Origin of the sequence: Inquilinus sp. 2KB_23 (genome assembly GCF_052115705.1) — a bacterium.
Classification (GTDB): domain Bacteria; phylum Pseudomonadota; class Alphaproteobacteria; order DSM-16000; family Inquilinaceae; genus Inquilinus; species Inquilinus ginsengisoli_A.
On sequence record NZ_JBFRHF010000017.1, the window covers coordinates 31,405 to 49,266 of the forward strand.

At 70.1% G+C, this 17,862-nt stretch carries 17 protein-coding genes; 12 read left to right on the forward strand and 5 right to left on the reverse strand.

What is annotated here, in order from left to right; translation table 11 throughout:
* Positions 1-247: 247 nt before the first annotated feature.
* Positions 248-1,759 carry an aminoacyl--tRNA ligase-related protein gene (locus AB4112_RS21320; protein ID WP_441722894.1) on the forward strand — a complete coding sequence of 504 codons (1,512 nt, stop codon included), beginning with the start codon at positions 248-250 and terminating at the stop codon, positions 1,757-1,759.
* On the opposite strand, the gene AB4112_RS21325 is transcribed toward AB4112_RS21320, so the two are convergent.
* The gene (locus tag AB4112_RS21325) at positions 1,753-2,724 is read right to left on the reverse strand and encodes an arginase family protein (protein WP_441722896.1); all 972 of its coding nucleotides are present in this window, start codon (positions 2,722-2,724) and stop codon (positions 1,753-1,755) included. The genes AB4112_RS21320 and AB4112_RS21325 overlap by 7 nt on opposite strands.
* Positions 2,725-2,917: 193 nt before the next feature.
* Between AB4112_RS21325 and AB4112_RS21330 the strand changes: the two genes are divergently transcribed.
* Entirely contained in the window at positions 2,918-3,913 is a 996-nt protein-coding gene (locus AB4112_RS21330; protein ID WP_441722897.1) for an aldo/keto reductase, read from the forward strand.
* A gap of 2 nt (positions 3,914-3,915) precedes the next feature.
* On the opposite strand, the gene AB4112_RS21335 is transcribed toward AB4112_RS21330, so the two are convergent.
* The 3 genes from AB4112_RS21335 to AB4112_RS21345 form a co-directional block, all read right to left on the reverse strand.
* Positions 3,916-5,184 (reverse strand): NAD(P)/FAD-dependent oxidoreductase, encoded by a 1,269-nt coding sequence (locus AB4112_RS21335; protein ID WP_309801280.1) that lies wholly within the window; start codon positions 5,182-5,184, stop codon positions 3,916-3,918.
* 92 nt (positions 5,185-5,276) lie between these two features.
* The gene (locus AB4112_RS21340) at positions 5,277-5,909 is read right to left on the reverse strand and encodes a LysE family translocator (RefSeq protein WP_441722900.1); all 633 of its coding nucleotides are present in this window, start codon (positions 5,907-5,909) and stop codon (positions 5,277-5,279) included.
* A gap of 129 nt (positions 5,910-6,038) precedes the next feature.
* Positions 6,039-6,659 (reverse strand): FMN-binding negative transcriptional regulator, encoded by a 621-nt coding sequence (locus AB4112_RS21345; protein ID WP_441722901.1) that lies wholly within the window; start codon positions 6,657-6,659, stop codon positions 6,039-6,041.
* 337 nt (positions 6,660-6,996) lie between these two features.
* On the opposite strand from AB4112_RS21345, the gene purB reads away from it, so the two are divergent.
* Positions 6,997-8,295: an adenylosuccinate lyase gene (purB, locus tag AB4112_RS21350; RefSeq protein WP_309801275.1), complete on the forward strand. Its 1,299-nt coding sequence runs from the start codon at positions 6,997-6,999 to the stop codon at positions 8,293-8,295.
* 27 nt (positions 8,296-8,322) lie between these two features.
* Positions 8,323-9,474: a trans-sulfuration enzyme family protein gene (locus AB4112_RS21355; RefSeq protein WP_441722904.1), complete on the forward strand. Its 1,152-nt coding sequence runs from the start codon at positions 8,323-8,325 to the stop codon at positions 9,472-9,474.
* A gap of 10 nt (positions 9,475-9,484) precedes the next feature.
* On the opposite strand, the gene AB4112_RS21360 is transcribed toward AB4112_RS21355, so the two are convergent.
* Entirely contained in the window at positions 9,485-10,012 is a 528-nt protein-coding gene (locus AB4112_RS21360) for a DUF6428 family protein (protein ID WP_309801271.1), read from the reverse strand.
* 47 nt (positions 10,013-10,059) lie between these two features.
* Here AB4112_RS21360 and AB4112_RS21365 point away from each other — a divergent pair, with 47 nt between their 5' ends.
* From AB4112_RS21365 to AB4112_RS21400, 8 genes are all read left to right on the forward strand, one after another.
* The gene (locus AB4112_RS21365) at positions 10,060-10,419 is read left to right on the forward strand and encodes an ArsR/SmtB family transcription factor (RefSeq protein WP_309801269.1); all 360 of its coding nucleotides are present in this window, start codon (positions 10,060-10,062) and stop codon (positions 10,417-10,419) included.
* A complete protein-coding gene (gene arsC, locus AB4112_RS21370; RefSeq protein WP_441722907.1) occupies positions 10,412-10,870 on the forward strand; it encodes an arsenate reductase (glutaredoxin) in 459 nt (152 codons plus the stop codon). Before AB4112_RS21365 ends, arsC begins: the two co-directional genes overlap by 8 nt.
* 8 nt (positions 10,871-10,878) lie before the next feature.
* Positions 10,879-11,979: an ACR3 family arsenite efflux transporter gene (arsB, locus tag AB4112_RS21375; protein ID WP_309801267.1), complete on the forward strand. Its 1,101-nt coding sequence runs from the start codon at positions 10,879-10,881 to the stop codon at positions 11,977-11,979.
* Entirely contained in the window at positions 11,976-13,208 is a 1,233-nt protein-coding gene (arsK, locus tag AB4112_RS21380) for an arsenite efflux MFS transporter ArsK (RefSeq protein WP_309801265.1), read from the forward strand. Before arsB ends, arsK begins: the two co-directional genes overlap by 4 nt.
* Positions 13,209-13,521: 313 nt before the next feature.
* Positions 13,522-14,583, forward strand: a complete 1,062-nt coding sequence (locus tag AB4112_RS21385) for a LacI family DNA-binding transcriptional regulator (RefSeq protein WP_309801264.1) — start codon at positions 13,522-13,524, stop codon at positions 14,581-14,583.
* Between the two features lie 80 nt (positions 14,584-14,663).
* On the forward strand, positions 14,664-16,049 hold the full coding sequence (locus AB4112_RS21390) for an ABC transporter substrate-binding protein (RefSeq protein WP_441722909.1): 1,386 nt from the start codon (positions 14,664-14,666) through the stop codon (positions 16,047-16,049).
* A gap of 95 nt (positions 16,050-16,144) precedes the next feature.
* The gene (locus AB4112_RS21395) at positions 16,145-17,023 is read left to right on the forward strand and encodes a carbohydrate ABC transporter permease (protein WP_309801259.1); all 879 of its coding nucleotides are present in this window, start codon (positions 16,145-16,147) and stop codon (positions 17,021-17,023) included.
* Positions 17,020-17,856, forward strand: coding sequence for a carbohydrate ABC transporter permease (locus tag AB4112_RS21400; protein WP_309801257.1), 837 nt, complete (start codon positions 17,020-17,022; stop codon positions 17,854-17,856). The genes AB4112_RS21395 and AB4112_RS21400 overlap by 4 nt, the downstream gene beginning before the upstream one ends.
* Positions 17,857-17,862 lie beyond the last annotated feature (6 nt).

Below are 17,862 nucleotides of genomic sequence, written 5' to 3' on the forward strand. Positions count from 1 at the left end.
CTGGCACCCAGCAGCACGACGCCCCCACCGCCTTCGGCGGCGGACGGATTGTGCCTGCCCTCGTTCCCTCCATCGGGCGACCGTTCCCGACGCGCTGACCGCGTCCGGACCGTCCAGCCAGGCTTCATTCTTCAGTCTCGCACGCTCCCGGGCCCGGTCCGCGCCGCGGTCCCGTGCGTCGTTGCGTCCGGACCGTCCGTCCTCGCGCCTTCCCACGAAGGCACCCTCCCTCGACAGGACATCTCCGATGACGAAGACGATGAAGACCGCCGTCAGCCCCACCCGTGCCGAGGACTATGCCGGCTGGTACCAGGCCGTGGTGCGGACCGCCGACCTGGCCGAGGCCGCACCCGTGCGCGGCTGCATGACGATCAAGCCCTGGGGCTACGGCATCTGGGAGCGCATCCAGGCGATCCTCGACCGCCGCTTCAAGGAAACCGGACACCGCAACTGCTACTTCCCCCTGTTCATCCCGCTGCAGTACATGCAGCGGGAGGCCGAGCATGTCGAAGGCTTCGCCGCCGAGGTGGCGCTGGTCACGCATCACCGCCTGGCCAATGTCGACGGCCGGCTGCAGGTCGACGCCCCCCTCGACGAACCCCTGGTGGTCCGCCCCACCTCGGAGACCATCGTCGGCGAGGCGTTCTCGCGCTGGATCCAGTCCCACCGCGATCTGCCCGTGCTGATCAACCAATGGGCCAATGTGGTGCGCTGGGAGAAGCGGCCCCGCATCTTCCTGAGAACCTCGGAGTTGCTGTGGCAGGAGGGTCATACCGCCCATGCCACCGAAGCCGAGGCGCTGGAGGAGACTGAGCGCATGCTGGGCATCTACCGCGAGGTGGCGGAACAGGCGCTGGCCCTGCCCGTGATCGCCGGGCGCAAGACCCGGCGGGAGAAGTTCCCCGGCGCCGTCACCACCCTGTGCATCGAGGCGATGATGCAGGACGGCCGCGCGCTGCAATCCGGCACCTCCCATTTCCTCGGCCAGAACTTCGCCCGCGCCGCCGGCATCCGGTTCACCGATGTCGACGGTACGGTGAAATTGCCCCACACCACCTCCTGGGGCGCATCGACCCGGCTGATCGGCGCGCTGATCATGACCCACAGCGACGATGACGGGCTGCGGCTGCCCCCCGCCGTGGCACCCGACCAGGTGGCGATCCTGCCGGTGCTGCGCGGCACACCCGAGGATGCCGCCGTCCTGGCCCGCTGCGACGAGATCGCCGCGCGACTGCGACGCGAGTCCTGGAGCGGCGAGCCCATCCGGGTAACGATTGACCGGCGCCCCGGCAGCGGCTCCGCCAAGCGCTGGGACTGGGTGCGCAAGGGCGTGCCCGTGATCGTCGAACTCGGCGCCCGCGATCTGGCTGGCGGCACGGTCATCACTTGGCGCCGCGACCGGTTGCAGGACCGCAAGACGGAGGTCGGGCTGGGGGCATTCATCGCCGCCCTGCCCGGCCTGCTGTCCGAAATCCAGGCCACGCTGGCCGCCGAGGCCCGGACCTGGCGCGACGCCCGGCTGCGCGACGCCGCGACCCTGGACGAGGCCCGCGCCCTGCTCGGCGATGGCGGCGCCGATGGCTACCGCAGCGGCGCCGGCTTCGTGCGGCTGCCCTGGAGCGGATCGGAGGACGAGGAGGCCGCGCTGGCCGATATCGGGGTGACGGTACGCTGCCTGGTCCCGGCCGATCGCCCCGCCCCCTGCGCCGCCACCGGGGTGCAGACCACCGACCGCGCGATCCTGGCCCGCGCCTACTGACCGTCCCGACGGGCTGACGCCAGCGGCGCCAGCCCGTCCGCCAGCATTCCGACCAGGCCCCGGGCGTAAGCGCCGTCCGGGTCCAGGTCGGGGTCGTAGATGGTGACGTTGAGGCCGAGGCAGCGCGGCGAGGCCAGGAAGCCGCGCAGCAGCGTCGCCAGGCCGGCGTAGTCGAGACCCGGGCTGCCGGGCGAATCCACCGCCGGCATCACCGCCTGGTCGAGGATGTCGACGTCGAGATGGACCCAGAACGGGATCTCCGGCGTCCGGTCCAGCACCGCGAAGCTGCGCCGCAGCCCCTCCGCCAGGCCCATCTCCAGCAGCTCGAACATGTCGATCCGGGTGATGGCGGTGTCGGCGATGTCCTCCCAGCCCCAGTCCGGCTCGCGCCCTTCGCGCTCGCCGATCTGGATCGCCCGCTCCGCCGGCACCAGCGGGTCGGGCGCGCCGGGCCAGCGCAGCATCAGCGGGTCGCCCAGGCCGATCGCCAGCGCCAGATCCATGCCGGCGGCGGAATACAGGGCGAAGTCCGGCTCGTAATTGCCGGGATGGCGGAAGTCGCTGTGGCCGTCGAGATGCACCAGCGCCAGCTCGCTGTGCCGCCGGGCCCCCGCCAGGGCGCCGATCAGGATCGAGCAGTCGCCGCCGACCACCACTGGGAACAGCCGGTCGCGCAGCGCCGCATCGACCGCATCGGCGACCTGCTGGTTGAAGCGGCGGATCGCCGGGCCGTTGCGCAGCACGGTGCCGGGCTGCGGATCGGTGCTGTAGTCCGGCCGCCCCAGGTCGACCACCCGGCTCGGCCGCAGCCGGGTTTCCAGCCCGGCCTCGGTCAGCGCCTGCGGCGCCCGCCAGGTGCCGGGCTCATGCCCCTGATGCAGCGGCCGCAGGCCCAGATTCGACGGCGCCCGGATCAGCGCGGTGCCGGCGATGCCGCCGGCGAACACCGGGTCCCCCATGGCCATCTCCTCCTCTTTGCAGTCCGGCCCAGTATGCGCGAAACTGCGAGGCCGCCAAGGCCACCGTCCGGGCGCGGAAACCGACACCGGTCCGGCCAGCTGTGAAGGAACTTCCAAGGTGATGGGCCGGCGCGCCGCCTACTGCGCCGCCGCGACCTCGCCATATCCGCGGTTTCCGTACGACATCGAGGACATCGCCATGCGTCTCCCCTTCCACCACGCACAGGGCTTCGGCGGCGCGCCGCTGGGCAACATGTTCCGCGCCATCCCCGAGGCCGAGGCGATCGCCGCGGTCCAGGATGCCTGGGACGCCGGCATCCGCTACTACGACACCGCCCCGTTCTACGGCGCCGGCCTGTCCGAGATCCGCATGGGCGCGGCGCTGAAGGACAGGCCGCGCGGCGACTACGTGCTCAGCACCAAGGTCGGCCGCCTGATCCTCGACGAGATCGAGACCGGCACCCGCGACCAGGGTGAGAAGGGCGGGCTGTTCGAGGCCGGCCTGCCGAACAAATGGGTCTACGACTATTCCGCCGACGGCACGCTGCGGTCGATCGAGGACAGCCTGAAGCGCATGGGCACCGACCGCATCGACCTGGTCTGGATCCATGACGTGGCCGAGGATTTCCACGGCGCGCAGTGGCGCGAGGTGCTGGACCAGGCGCTGGACGGCGCCGGCAAGGCGCTGACCCGGCTGCGCGAGGAGGGCGTGATCAAGGGCTGGGGCCTCGGCGTCAACAAGGTCGAGCCCTGCGAGGTCGCGCTGGACCGCGCCGACCCCGACGGCTTCCTGCTGGCGGGGCGCTACACCCTGCTGGACCACCGCACGGCGCTGGCCGGGCTGATGCCGAAGGCCGAGAAGCGCGGCGCCGGCATCGTGGTCGGCGGGCCGTACAATTCCGGCATCCTGGCCGGCGGCGCGCATTACGAGTACCAGGCGGCGACGCCGGAGATGCAGGCCCGGGTCGACGGGCTGAAGGCGGTGGCGGCCGAGTTCGGCATCGACCTGCGCGCCGCGGCGCTGCAGTTCCCGCTGGCGCATCCCGCCGTCGCCGCGATCATCCCCGGCGCCAGCCGGCCGGGCCGCAGCGCCGAGAATCTGGCGCTGGCGGCGGCGCCGATCCCCGCCGCCTTCTGGCAGGCGCTGCGCGACCGCGGCCTGATCGCGCCGGACGCGCCGACGCCGCGGGGCTGAGGCTATTCCTCCTTGTGGCGCCCGGTGATCAGCCGGGCGCTGCGCTGGCCGGTGGTGTAGATCCACAGCCAGCTCAGCGCCACGGTCAGGCGGTTGCGCAGGCCGATCAGGAAGTAGATGTGGGCAAAGCCCCAGATCCACCACGCCAGCCAGCCGCGCAGCTTGATCCAGCCGAAATCGATCACCGCGGCGCGCTTGCCGATGGTGGCCAGGCTGCCGGCATGCTTGTAGCGGAACGGCCGCGCCTCCGCCTTGCCCTCCAGCCGGGCCCGAATGGTGTCGGCGACGTGCTGGCCCTGCTGCTTGGCGGCCGGGGCGATGCCGGGCAGCGGCTTGCCGTCCCAGGCGTCGAGCCGGGCGGTGTCGCCGACCACGAAGATCTCGGGGTGGCCCGGCACGGTCAGGTCGGGCGCCACCATGACCCGGCCGGCGCGGTCCGCCTCCGCCCCCAGCCAGGCGGCGGCGGGCGAGGCCTGGACGCCGGCGGCCCAGATCACGGTCTTGGCCGGGATCCGGTCGGTGCCCAGCATCACGCCGTCGGCGTCGCAGGCGGTGACGGCGTGGTCGGTGCGGATCTCCGCCCCCAGCCGCTCCAGCGCCTGCCGGGCGTAGTTCGAGAGGTCCTCGGGGAAGGCGGACAGCACGCGCGGCCCGGCCTCGACCAGCAGGATACGGGCTTCTTTCGGGTTCAGGGCGCGGAAATCCTGGGCCATGGTGTGGTGCGCCAGCTCGGCGATCGTGCCCGCCAGCTCCACCCCGGTCGGCCCGGCGCCGACGATGACGAAGGTCAGCAGCGCCTGTCGCACCGCCGGGTCGGGCTCGACCTCCGCCCGTTCGAAGGACATCAGCACCCGCCGCCGGATGTCGGTGGCGTCGTCGATGTCCTTCAGCCCGGGGGCGAAGGGCTCCCAGTCGTCATGGCCGAAATAGGCGTGCCGGGCGCCGGTGGCGACCAGCAGCGTGTCGTAGGGCACTGGCGGCTCGCCCTTCAACTGCACCGCCTTGCCGGCGACGTCGACCCCGGTGACCTCACCCAGGATGGTCCGCACCTCCGGCCGCCCCGCCACCAGGTGGCGGATCGGCCAGGCGATCTCGGACGGCGACAGCGACGCGGTGGCAACCTGGTACAGCAGCGGCTGGAACAGGTGGTGGTTGCGCCGGTCGATCAGGGTGATGTCGACCGGTGCGCCCTTGAGGCGCAGCACCGCCTGCAGCCCGCCGAAGCCGGCGCCGATGACGACCACGCGATGACGCGCTTCGGGTTCGGTCATGATGATCCCTCGCCGGTTGCATGGCTTTACCGTGTGGTATCGCGGTGCAGCATGCAAGGGCGGCAGCGTCGCGCCCCGGCCAGCGTCCGCCGCTAGCGACGGTCGGCGATGGCGAGGCGGCAGGCGAGGCCGAAGAACACCGTCGCCAGCAGAACTTGCGGCAGGCGCTGCCAGCGGCCGCCGCGAGCCAGGCGGCGGCCCAGCCGGCTGGCCGTCAGGATCACCACCCCGTTGACCCCCAGCCCGATCAGGTTCAGCACCGTCGCCAGCACCAGGATCTGCACCGTCACCGGCCCGGCACCCGGCTGGATGAACTGCGGGAACAGCGCCAGCACGAACAGCGCCATCTTAGGGTTCAGCAGGTTGGTGATCAGCCCCTGGCGGAAGATGCGGCCGACCGGGTGGCGGGCCAGCGTCGCGGTCGGCGCCAGCAGCGTGCCCTCGCTGCGCAGCGTCTTCCAGGCGAGGTACAGCAGATAGGCGGCGCCGGCCCAGCGGACGATGTCGTAGGCGACCGGGACGACCACGAACAGCTGCGACAGACCCAGCGCCGCGGCCAAGGCGTGGCAGTAGGTGCCGGCCTGGATGCCGGCGAGCGAGGCGAAGCCGGCGGCACGGCCCTGGCTGACGCTGCGCGAGGCGATCAGCAGCATGTCGGGACCCGGCGTCGCGGTCAAAGCGAGGCAGGCGGCGGCGAACAGGGTCAGGGTGGCGAGGTCCGGCATGAGGCGATCTCCATGGTCAGGCCGGACCTGGACCCTATCGATCGCCCGGGCGGGCCGCCACGCCGGCGCGCGCAAGGTCGCCCTGCGCCGGCCCGGGGTGGTGCCGGCCGGCCGGATGCGGGATCGTGGCTACCCTTGCGGCACCAGCGCCGCGACCTCGTCCCGCCCCTCGCCGCCCAGCCCCTCGGCCACGCCGGCGCGGTCGGCCGCCGGGCGGTTCTGGCTCATCTTCCACTTGCCCTCGAGGCGCGCGATCGGCAAAGCGAAGCCGACGATGCCCCTGAGCTGGCCGCGCACGAAATCCGCCGGCGCGTCGGCCACGGCCCAGGGTGCCGCCCGTCCGCCCTCGTGCCGCTGCGTCAGCCGCGTCACCAGCTCCAGCAGCCGGTCGGCATCGTCGAACATCTCCAGCGGGCCGCTGGCATGGATGGCGACGTAGTTCCAGGTCGGCACCACCTTGCCGGTCTGGCGCTTGGTCTCGTACCAGGACGGTGTGATGTAGGCGTCCGGGCCTTGGAAGATCGCCAGCGCCTGAGTGCCGGCGACGCCGCCGGCGGCATGCGGGTTGGCCTTGGCGAGATGGCCGTAGAGCGTGCCGTTGAGCCCGGCCCCGGCATCCAGCAGCATCGGGACATGGCTGGCGACGAGACCGTCGGCCCCGAGGCTGACCAGCGTGGCCAGGCCGGCCTCGCGGATGGCGGCGTGCAGGGTCTCGATCCGGTCTTCCCGGAAGGCGGGCGGAACATACATGGCGGTGTCCGGGGCAGCGAAGTGGATGCTGGTACAGATGGCGGCCAATCGGACCGGCCGCCAGGGCCAATCCGTGCGGATCGGCCGATCCAATTCCCGCGGCGGCGCACCGGCGGCATGCAGTTTCGGCAAGGCCCTGCGCTTCCGCCATGCCGCAGCATGCTGCTATACCGGCCCAGAACATCAGGACGGGTTTCCCTCAACCTGTCATGCCCGGGCTCGACCCGGGCATCCAGAGGCTGTCGACATCTTCTGGATTGCCGGGTCAAGCCCGGCAATGACATGGAAAGAGAGGCCGGTCCCGACCGCCCTCCTCTGCCCTGTACGGACCCACGCCATGATCCCGCGCTACAGCCGCCCCGAGATGACCCGGATCTGGGAGCCCGAGAACCGCTACCGGATCTGGCTGGACATCGAGGTCGCGGCGCTGGAGGCGATGTCCCAGCTGGGCATCGTGCCCGAGAGCGCGGTCAAGGCGGTGCGCGAGCGCGGCAATTTCGACGTCGCCCGGATCGACGAGATCGAGCGCGAGACCCGGCACGACGTCATCGCCTTCCTGACCAACCTGGCCGAGTATGTCGGGCCCGAGGCGCGCTTCGTGCACCAGGGCATGACCTCGTCGGACGTGCTGGACACCACGCTGTCGATCCAGCTGTCCCAGGCGATCGACCTGCTGCTGGCCGATGTCGACGGCCTGCTGGCCGCGCTGCAGCGCCGGGCGGAGGAGCACAGGCACACCCTGACCGTCGGCCGCAGCCACGGCATCCATGCCGAGCCGACCACCTTCGGCCTGAAGCTGGCCGGCCACTGGGCCGCCTTCCGCCGCAACCGCGACCGGCTGGTGGCGGCGCGGCGCGAGATCGCGACCTGCGCCATTTCCGGCCCGGTCGGCACCTTCGCCTCGGTCGACCCGTTCGTCGAACGCTATGTCGCCGACAAGCTGGGGCTGCAGGTCGAGCCGGTGTCGACCCAGGTGATCCCGCGCGACCGCCACGCCATGGTGTTCGCCACCTTCGGCGTCGTCGCCTCCTCGATCGAGCACCTGGCCATCGAGATCCGTCACTTGCAGCGGACGGAAGTGCGCGAGGCGGAGGAGTTCTTCCATCCCGGCCAGAAGGGCTCGTCGGCGATGCCGCACAAGCGCAACCCGGTCTTGACCGAGAACCTGACCGGCATCGCCCGGCTGGTGCGCGGCGCCGTGGTGCCGGCGCTGGAGAATGTCGCGCTGTGGCATGAGCGCGACATCAGCCATTCCTCGGTCGAGCGGGTGCAGGGGCCGGACGCCACCATCGCGCTGGACTTCGCCCTGTCGCGCCTGACCGGCGTGGTCGACAAGCTGCTGGTCTACCCCGAGCGGATGCAGGCCAACCTCGACTCGCTCGGCGGCCTGGTGTTCTCGCAGCGCGTGCTGCTGGCCCTGACCCAGGCGGGTGTCAGCCGCGAGGACGCCTACGCCATGGTCCAGCGCAACGCCATGAAGGTGTGGCACGAGGGCGGCAGCTTCCTGGACCGGCTGGCGGCCGACCCGGAGGTGGCCAAGGCGATCCCGCGCGAGCAGCTGGCGCACGCCTTCACCTATGATTTCTACACCAAGCACGTCGACGACATCTTCACCCGCGTCTTCGCCGCGGCCTGACACCACCAGCCCGGGGGGCGCGCGACCATGGACAAGAGCAAGCTCTCACAGGCCAGCATCGCGGCCCAGGCGCTGGGCTGGGTCGACCCGATCACCAAGGCGGTGACCCCGGCGATCCACCCCTCCTCCACCTATATCCGCGACCCGGACAACCAGTACACCTCCGGCCGGATCTACGCGCGGGACAACAACCCGAGCTTCGACCAGGTCGAGGCGGTGCTGGCGGCGCTGGAGGGCGCGGCCGGCGCAGCGGTCTTCGCCTCCGGCATGGCGGCGGCGACGGCGGTGTTCCTGTCGCTGTCCCCGGGCGACCATGTGGTGGCGCCGACGGTGATGTACTGGTCGCTGCGCAACTGGCTGCTGACCGAGGCGACCCGCTGGGGCCTGAAGGTCGAGCTGGTCGAGACCAGCGACATTGCCGCCGTCCGCGCCGCGCTGCGGCCGGGCGAGACCAAACTGGTGTGGCTGGAAACCCCGTCCAACTCGATGTGGACCGTGACCGACATCGCCGCGGTGGCCGAGGCCGCGCATGCCGCCGGCGCCCGGGTGGCGGTCGATTCCACCGTGGCAACGCCGGTGCTCACCCGACCGCTGGCGCTGCGCGCCGACCTGGTGATGCATTCCGCGACCAAATACCTGAACGGCCATTCCGACGTGATCGCCGGCGCCCTGGCCACCGCCCGCGACGACGAGCAGTGGCAGCGGATCAAGCGCATCCGGGCCCAGCTCGGCGGCATCCTGGGGCCGTTCGAATCCTGGCTGCTGCTGCGCGGCATGCGCACCCTGGTGCCGCGGGTGCGCCAGGCCTCGGCCAGTGCCATGGCCATCGCCGAGCACTTCCACGGCCATCCGCTGGTCTCCGCCGTGCTGTATCCCGGCCTGCCCTCGGCCGACGGCCATGCCATCGCCGCGCGCCAGATGCAGGGCGGCTTCGGCGGCATGCTGTCGATCCGGGTCAAGGCCGGCGCCGCCGCGGCGATCGGCACGGCCGCCCGGGTCGAACTGTGGAAGCGCGCCACGTCGCTGGGCGGGGTCGAAAGCCTGATCGAGCACCGCTCCAGCATCGAGGGCCCGACCAGCCCGGTGCCGGACGACCTGCTGCGCCTGTCCGCCGGCATCGAGGACCCGTCCGAGCTGATCGCCGATTTGGAGCAGGCGCTGAAGGCAGCGACCGCGTAAGGCTTCAACCTCAGGATCCGGCCGTCGATCCGCAGCATGAGGCCGATGCGGCCGCTTGGGTTGCGCGATGCCGGGGCTTGCAGATCGCGGCACGGGCCACGAGACGGAGCACGACGCTCTCGTCGTCGGCCAGCAGCGCTTCCGCATCGAACACCTGCATCGGGGCTTCCGGCGGGCCGACCTCGAAGGTCAGCCGGGCATCGGGATCGAGCGCGATCCGGCGCGCGACCTGGTCCAGGATCGCCCGGAACTTGGCGACCGGCATGAAGGCCCGCCCGTCGTCCGACGCCCGGTCCTCCACCTGCAGGATCGTTTCGCGCCATTGGTCGGGGTTGCCGCCGCAATCGAGCGTGACGAAGGATCCCGCCTTGACCTCGGTCACGTGGTAGCCCGGCCGGATCCGCCGTCCGCCATATTCGATCACGAGGGCCTTGCCGGCGTGCGGCGCGAGGGCGTCGAGAACCGCACCGAGAGAGCCGTCGCCGTGGAAATCGGCGCCGTGAAAATCGGTGGCCGAGAGGCTTGCCTGCTCGCTCATTGTCGCCTACCTTTCATCTCAACATCTCTTGAGAGATTGAGACAAAGATGGATGAACCGCAAGCCCTCGATGCTTTCGCGGCCCTCTCGCAGGAGACCCGGCTGCGGATCATCCGCCTTCTGGTGACGGCCGGACCGGCCGGGCTGCCGGCCGGTGCGATCGGCGAGGAGATGGGCGCGACCTCGTCGCGGATGTCGTTCCACCTGAGCCATCTGGAGCAGGCGGGGCTGGTCCAGTCCCGCCGCGAGGGCCGCTCGATCGTCTACACCGCCGCCTATCCGGCCCTGTCCGGCCTGATCCAGTTCCTGATGCGCGACTGCTGCCAGGGGCGCCCGGAGGTGTGCACCCCCGCCGTGGCCGCGATGTCCGCCTGCTGCGCCCCCGGGGAGGAACCCGCCCATGCCTGATCGTACCCACCAGCCCGGGCCCGCCATGGACATCGTCATCTACCACAACCCGGATTGCGGCACCTCGCGCAACACCCTCGCGCTGATCCGCAATGCCGGGATCGAGCCGCATGTCGTGGAGTATCTGAAGACGCCGCCGTCGCGGCCGCTGCTGCGCCAGTTGATCGAACGGATGGGGGTCTCCGTCCGTGACGTCCTGCGCGAAAAGGGCACCCCCTATGCCGAGTTGGGCCTCGCCGATCCCAACCTGACGGACGACCAGATCCTCGACGCCATGATGGCGCATCCGATCCTGATCAACCGGCCGATCGTGGTCAGCCCCAAGGGCGTGAGGCTCTGCCGGCCATCCGAAGCGGTGATCGACCTGCTGCCGCCGCAGCAGGGGGAATTCGTCAAGGAAGACGGCGAACGCGTGGTGGACGGGCACGGCCGCCGGGTCGCGACGACATAGGCGGATCCATGTCCATCTTCGAACGCTATCTCACCCTCTGGGTCGCCCTGTGCATCGTCGCCGGCATCGCCCTCGGCCATGCCGTGCCGGGGGCCTTCCAGGCGGTCGGCGCCGCGGAGGTCGCCAGGGTCAACCTGCCGGTCGCCGTGCTGATCTGGCTGATGGTCATCCCCATGCTGCTGAAGATCGATTTCGCCGCGCTCGGCGAGGTCGGTCGGCACTGGCGCGGCATCGGCGTGACCCTGTTCATCAACTGGGCGGTGAAGCCGTTCTCGATGGCGGCGCTCGGCTGGCTCTTCGTCGGCTGGCTATTCCGGTCCTGGCTGCCGGCCGACCAGATCGACAGCTACATCGCCGGCCTGATCATCCTGGCGGCCGCGCCCTGCACGGCCATGGTCTTCGTCTGGTCCAACCTGACCAGGGGCGAGCCGCATTTCACGCTGAGCCAGGTGGCGCTCAACGACGCGATCATGGTGGTGGCCTTCGCCCCGATCGTCGGCCTGCTGCTCGGCCTGTCCGCGATCACCGTGCCGTGGGACACGCTCGTGCTGTCGGTCGTGCTCTACATCGTCATTCCGGTGATGCTGGCGCAGGGCCTGCGCCGCTGGGTGCTGGCCACGGGAGGAGAGTCGGCGCTGGGGCGGTTGCTGCAGGTCCTGGGGCCGGTCTCGCTGGTGGCGCTGCTCGCGACTCTGGTGCTGCTGTTCGGCTTCCAGGGCGAGCAGATCATCGCGCAGCCGCTGGTCATCGTGCTGCTGGCCGTGCCGATCCTGATCCAGGTCTACTTCAACGCCGGGCTGGCCTACCTGCTGAACCGCGTCGCCGGGGAGCAGCATTGCGTCGCCGGCCCTTCGGCCCTGATCGGCGCGTCCAATTTCTTCGAACTGGCCGTCGCCGCCGCCATCAGCCTGTTCGGCTTCCACTCCGGCGCCGCGCTCGCCACCGTGGTCGGCGTGCTGATCGAGGTCCCGGTGATGCTGTCCGTCGTCTCGATCGTGAACCGGTCCAAGGGCTGGTACGAGCGAGGCAATGCCGCGAGCCGGATGCCCGTGCCGACGAACCCAGACCCGTCATGCGACCCGCATCCGGCTCAAGGCGATCCGAGGTGAAGCCCTGGCTGGTGGTCTCGGCGCTCGGGCTGACGCAGATCATCGGCTACGGCACGCTCTACTACAGCTTCAGCATCCTGGCGCCGGCGATGTCCAGGGACTTCGCCTGGTCGGCCGAATGGACCTTCGGCGCACTTTCCGCCGCACTGCTGATCGGCGGCCTTGCCGCGCCGTGGGTCGGCCGCCGGATCGACCGGCACGGCGCCGGGCGCGTGATGAGCGTCGGGTCGGTCCTCGCCGCGGCCGCGCTGGTCGCCTGCGCGCTGGCGCCGGGCCGGATCGCGTTCGTCTTCGGCCTGATCGCCATCGAGGTCGCGTCGACCTTCGTCCAGTACAGCGCAGCCTTCGCGCTGCTGGTCCAGCTCCGGCCGCAGGCCGCGCAGCGCAGCATCACCCATCTGACGCTGATCGCCGGCTTCGCCTCGACCCTGTTCTGGCCGATCACCGCCGCCCTTCACGCCCATCTGACGTGGCAGCAGGTCTATCTGGTCTTCGCGGTCCTGAACCTGGCCATCTGCCTGCCGGCCCATGCCTGGCTTTCACGCGCCATGCGACGGCCGCGAGGGCCCGGACCGGCCACGGCGGTCGCGACGCCCGCTACCCCGGTCGAAGGCCGCCTTCATCCGAGCAGACGGCCGATCGCCTTCGCGCTGATGGTGACCGGCTTTGCGCTCGAGAGCTTCGTCAACGCCGCGATCCTGGTCCATATGCTGCCGCTCCTGGCTGCCTTGGGCCTGGGTGCGGCCAGCGTCCTGGTCGGGACGCTGTTCGGCCCGGCGCAGGTGCTGAGCCGCTTGACCAACATGGTCTTCGGCGGCGGGCTGCCCCAGGTCACGCTCGCGGTGATCTCGGCCACGCTGATGCCGGCCGCGGCCCTGCTTCTGCTCGGCACCGCCCCCTGGCTCATCGGCGCCCTGGCCTTCGCCGTCGTGTTCGGCCTCGGCTCCGGCCTGAACAGCATCGTCCAGGGCACGCTGCCGCTGGAGCTGTTCGGCAGCGACGGGTATGGCGAACGCCTCGGCCGGGTGACCTCCGTACGGCTTGTCGTTTCCTCGGCCGCCCCGTTCGCGTTCGCCTTCCTGATGCACACCGTCGGGACCGGCTGGGCGCTCCTCGTCACAGCCATCTTCGGCAGCGTTGCCGTGCTGGCCTTCCTGGGGATTGTCCAGCTGTCGCATCGACGGGGCCATGGCGACCCCGAGCCCCTGGCCATGGGCGCGCAGGACTGACGGACGCATCGCCCCTCGCCACCTCGTCCTCGATGCATGGATGTTGCCTCTTCGGGGCTGTTCATGTTACCGGTCACATAAATAAGAAGGACAAATCGTCTCGGCCATGGGGAGAGCCGCCGTCTTGCTTGCCATCGACCGCATCCGCCCGACCGCACGCCGCGCCCAGGCCTGACCGATGCCGCGCCGCATGGCCCGACACGGGGATCCGCGACCCCAACCCAACATTCGCCGCGCCGCTGCAAGACTTTGCCGCCGGACGCCATGCCGCGCGCGTCGCCGGATCGCCGGCGCGCCGAGCGAGAACCGCATCATGCCCAAACGTTCCCTGCGCCCGACCATGCGCGATGTCGCGCGCCTCGCCGGGGTCTCGCCGATGACCGTGTCGCGGGTCCAGGCCGGCAGCGCGCTGGTGGCGCCGGAGACGCGGGACCGCATCAACGCCGCGATCGCCGCGCTGGGCTATGTCGAGGACAAGGTCGCCGCCAGCCTGTCGTCGCGCCGCACCGGCTTCATCGCCACCATCGTGCCGACCCTGACCAATTCGACCTTCGCCGACACCGCGCACGGCCTGACCGAGGCACTGCGCCGGAGCGGCTACCAGCTGCTGATCGGCTACACCCGCTACCGCATGAGCGACGAAGAATCCCTGATCCGGACGATGCTGGAGCGCCGGCCCGAGGCGATCGTGCTGGCGGGGATGAGCCACACCGAGGCGGCCGGCACGATGCTGCGCGGCGCCGGCATCCCCGTGGTCGAGATCTGGGATTGCGGCGAGGCCGACCCGATCGGCTATGCCGTCGGCTTCTCGAACATCGAAAGCGGACGGGCCGCGGCGCGGCACCTGATCGCGCTGGGCCACCGCCGCATCGGCGCGATCGGCCCGACCATCGGCGACGACGCCCATGATTTCCGCGGCGAGGCCCGGCTGACCGGCTTCACCGAAGTGCTGCGCGAGGCCGGGCTGTCGACCGACCGCATCGTCCAACGCGGCGACGTGCCCCTGTCCTTCGCCGGCGGCGCTGCGGCCATGGCCCATCTGCTCGACACCGCCGGGCCGCTCGACGCCGTGTTCGCGATCTCCGACCTCGCCGCCTTCGGCGCGCTGATGGAATGCCAGCGGCGCGGCATCGCGGTGCCCGGCTCCCTGTCGGTCCTGGGCTTCGGCGATTTCGAGATCGGCGACCAATGCGTGCCGGCGCTGTCGACCATCGGCATCGACGCCGAGGACATCGGCCGCCGCGTTGGCGAGCTGCTGCTGCGGCTGCTGCCCGGCGACGCCGGCGACCATGGCCCGACGCCGACCGCGGTCACCGATGTCGGCTTCAAGATCGTGGAGCGGGGCTCGACCGCGCCAAGGCCCGTTTCGACCTAGCGCCCGGGCCACCGGGCGCCACCAGCAAGACGGCACAAGCCGCCCCGTCATCCGCAACATCAGCTCTGGGAGAGAAGCCCATGCCCAAAATCGGTCTCCGCCCCCTCGCGGCGGGATGCGCCCTGGCCCTCGGCCTTGCGCTCACCATGCCCGCCCAGGCAGAGGAAACGCTCACCGTCTGGGTCACCAAGGGGTTCTACAAGGGCGAGGACGACGCCCTGCTGGCCCTGGTCGACCGGTTCCAGCAGGCGACCGGGGTCAAGGTCGAGCTGTCGCTGTATTCGACCGAGGACTGCATCGTGAAGTCGGTCGCCGCGGTCGAGGCCGGCACGCCGCCCGATGTCGGCTACTGCACCACCTATGACTTCCGCACCACCGGCCAATGGGCCTTCGAGGGCCGGCTGGAGGATGTGTCCGACGTCATCGCGCCGATCAAGGACGGGTTCCAGCCCGACGCGCTGGCCACCACCTTCCTGATGAACGGCAAGACCGGGCAGAAGGCCTACTACGCCTTCCCGATCGAACGCCAGACCATGCACATCTTCTACTGGAAGGACATGCTGCAGGACGCCGGCTTCACCGAGGCCGACATTCCGACCACCTGGGACGCCTATTGGGACTTCTGGTGCGACAAGGTCCAGGGCGGGCTGCGCGCCAAGGGCAAGCGGATCTACGGCATCGGCAACCCGATGAGCGTCGCCGCCTCGGACACCTTCTTCAGCTTCCTGACCTTCGCCAACGCCTACAACGTCAAGATCGTCGACGACAGCGGCAAGATCGTGCTCGACCAGCCGGAGAACCGGGCGGCGATGATCGCGGCGCTGAAGAGCTACACCTCGATCTTCACCCGCGGCTGCACCCCGCCATCGTCGATCAACTGGCTCGACACCGACAACAACGTCAACTTCCACAACCGCACCACGGTGCTGACCCACAACGCCACGATCTCGATCGCCGGCAAGCACCTGGACGATTCGACCAACCCGACGCTGACCGAGGAGCAGCGGGCCCAAGCCAAGAAGAACTACGAGGAGAACATCCGCACCGCCTACTTCCCGAAGAAGCCGGACGGCAGCACCCTGCCGAACCTGGCGGCGACCAAGACCGCGGTGATCTTCGCCGACGCCAAGAACAAGCCTCGGGCCAAGGAGTTCATGACCTTCATGCTGAAGGACGAGAACCTGACCCCGTTCGTCGAGGGCTCGCTCGGGCGCTGGTATCCGGCGACCAAATCCGGCGCCGCCCGGCCGTTCTGGACCGACGGCAAGGACCCGCACCGCGCCGTGGTGTCGAAGCAGTTCACCGACGGCACCATCCCCTTCCCCTTCGTCTACAACTACCACTTCACCACGGTGAATGCGGAGAACGTCTGGGCCAAGGCGATGAGCCGGGTGGTCCAGGACAAGGTCTCGCCCGACCAGGCGGTCGATGAGATGATCGCCCGGATCAAGGAGATCGCCGGCTGAGCCCATTCTAGAACAGGCTCATTGAGAAAGCCGCGGCCCGCCCCGACCGGAACGGGCGGGCCGCATCGACTTTCCTTTCGACGGGACCACTGCCGATGACAGCGACCACGATCGACGCGATCCCGACCGCCCGCAGCAGCCACCGGCGGACCTGGGCGGCCTGGGGCATGATCCTGCTGGCCCCCTATGTCGCCGTGCTGCTGGTGCTGGTGGCCTATCCGGTCGGCTACGGCCTGTATCTCGGCGCCAACCCGGCCAGCTACCGGCGGCTGTTCGCCGACCCGATCTTCCTGACCGCCGTGGTCAACACGCTCCTGTTCCTGATGATCGCGGTCAATGTGAAGATGGTGATCGCGCTCGGCCTGTCCGGCTTCTTCGCCGTGCCGCGCCGCTGGATCCGGCTGCTGCTGGTGCTGTTCATCCTGCCCTGGGCGGTGCCGTCGATCCCGACCATCCTGTCGTTCCGGGTCATGCTCAACCCCGAGAACGGCATGATCAACCAGCAGCTGTTCCGGCTGTTCGGCATCTTCGAAGGCCCGCCCTGGCTGACCGACCCCTGGCTGGCCTTCTTCTGCGCCATCGTCGTCCACATCTGGAAGTCGCTGCCGTTCTGGACCCTGATCCTGCTGACCGGCCGGCTGGCGATCGCCCGCGACCTGTACGAGGCTGCGGCGGTCGACGGCGCCTCGCGCTGGCAGCGCTTCCGCTTCGTCACCTGGCCGTCGGTGGCCGCGCTCTACGTCACCTCGACCTTCCTGTCGATGATCTGGACCCTGGGCGACTTCAACAGCGTCTACCTCCTGACCGGCGGCGGCCCGGCCGACAGCACCCAGGTGCTGGCCACGCTGGGCATCCGCTACCTCCGCAACAACAGCCTCGACCTCGGCGTCGCCTCGATCATCGTCGCCATGCCGCTGGTCCTGCCGATGGTGTTCGTCATGGTCAAGCGGCTGTCGAAGGGAACCGAGTCATGAAGCGCTGGTTCGGCGAGGCGGTGCTGGTCCTGATCGCCATCCCGGTGGTGCTGTGGACCGTGGTGCCGCTGTACCATCTGTTCGTGCTGGCGATCTCGCCGCCGGATTCGGTGCTGGCCGGCGACCTGTGGCCGGCCCAGCCGACCCTGTCCAACTTCGTCACCGTGTTCCGGCAGCAGCACTACTACCTCAGCAACTTCTGGCTGCAGCTCGGCAACAGCTTCGTGATCGCGGTGACGACCGGGGTGCTGACCTTGTTCGTCGCCACCTGCGCCGCCTTCGCCATCAGCCGGCTGCGGGCGCCGGGCGGGCGCACGGTGATGAACCTGGCGCTGTCGACCTATCTGATCCCGGCCGCCTTCCTGGCCGTGCCGATGTACAAGACGATGGGGTCCTACGGCCTGCTGAACACCCAGCTGGCGCTGATCCTGGCGATGGTCGCCCTGTCCTCGCCCTACGCCATCTGGGTGCTGAAGCAGGCCTCGGACAAGCTGCCGCGCGAGCTGGACGAGGCCGCGGTGATGGACGGCGCCACGCCGATGCAGATCTTCCGCATGGTCTACCTGCCACTGATGCGCCCGTCGCTGGTGGCGATCGGCATCTACGCCCTGCTCTTGGCCTGGAACGAGTACCTCTACGCCTTCCTGCTGCTGTCGAGCGAGAAGGCGGCGCCGCTGTCGGTCGGGCTCGGCCTGTTCCTGTCGGCCGATGATTCGCCGTGGAACCTGCTGATGGCGACCGGGCTGATCTACGCGATCCCGCCGGCCGTGATCTACTACCTGTTCCGCAACACCATGACGAGCGGCCTGACGGCGGGGGCGGTGAAGGGCTGAGCCCCT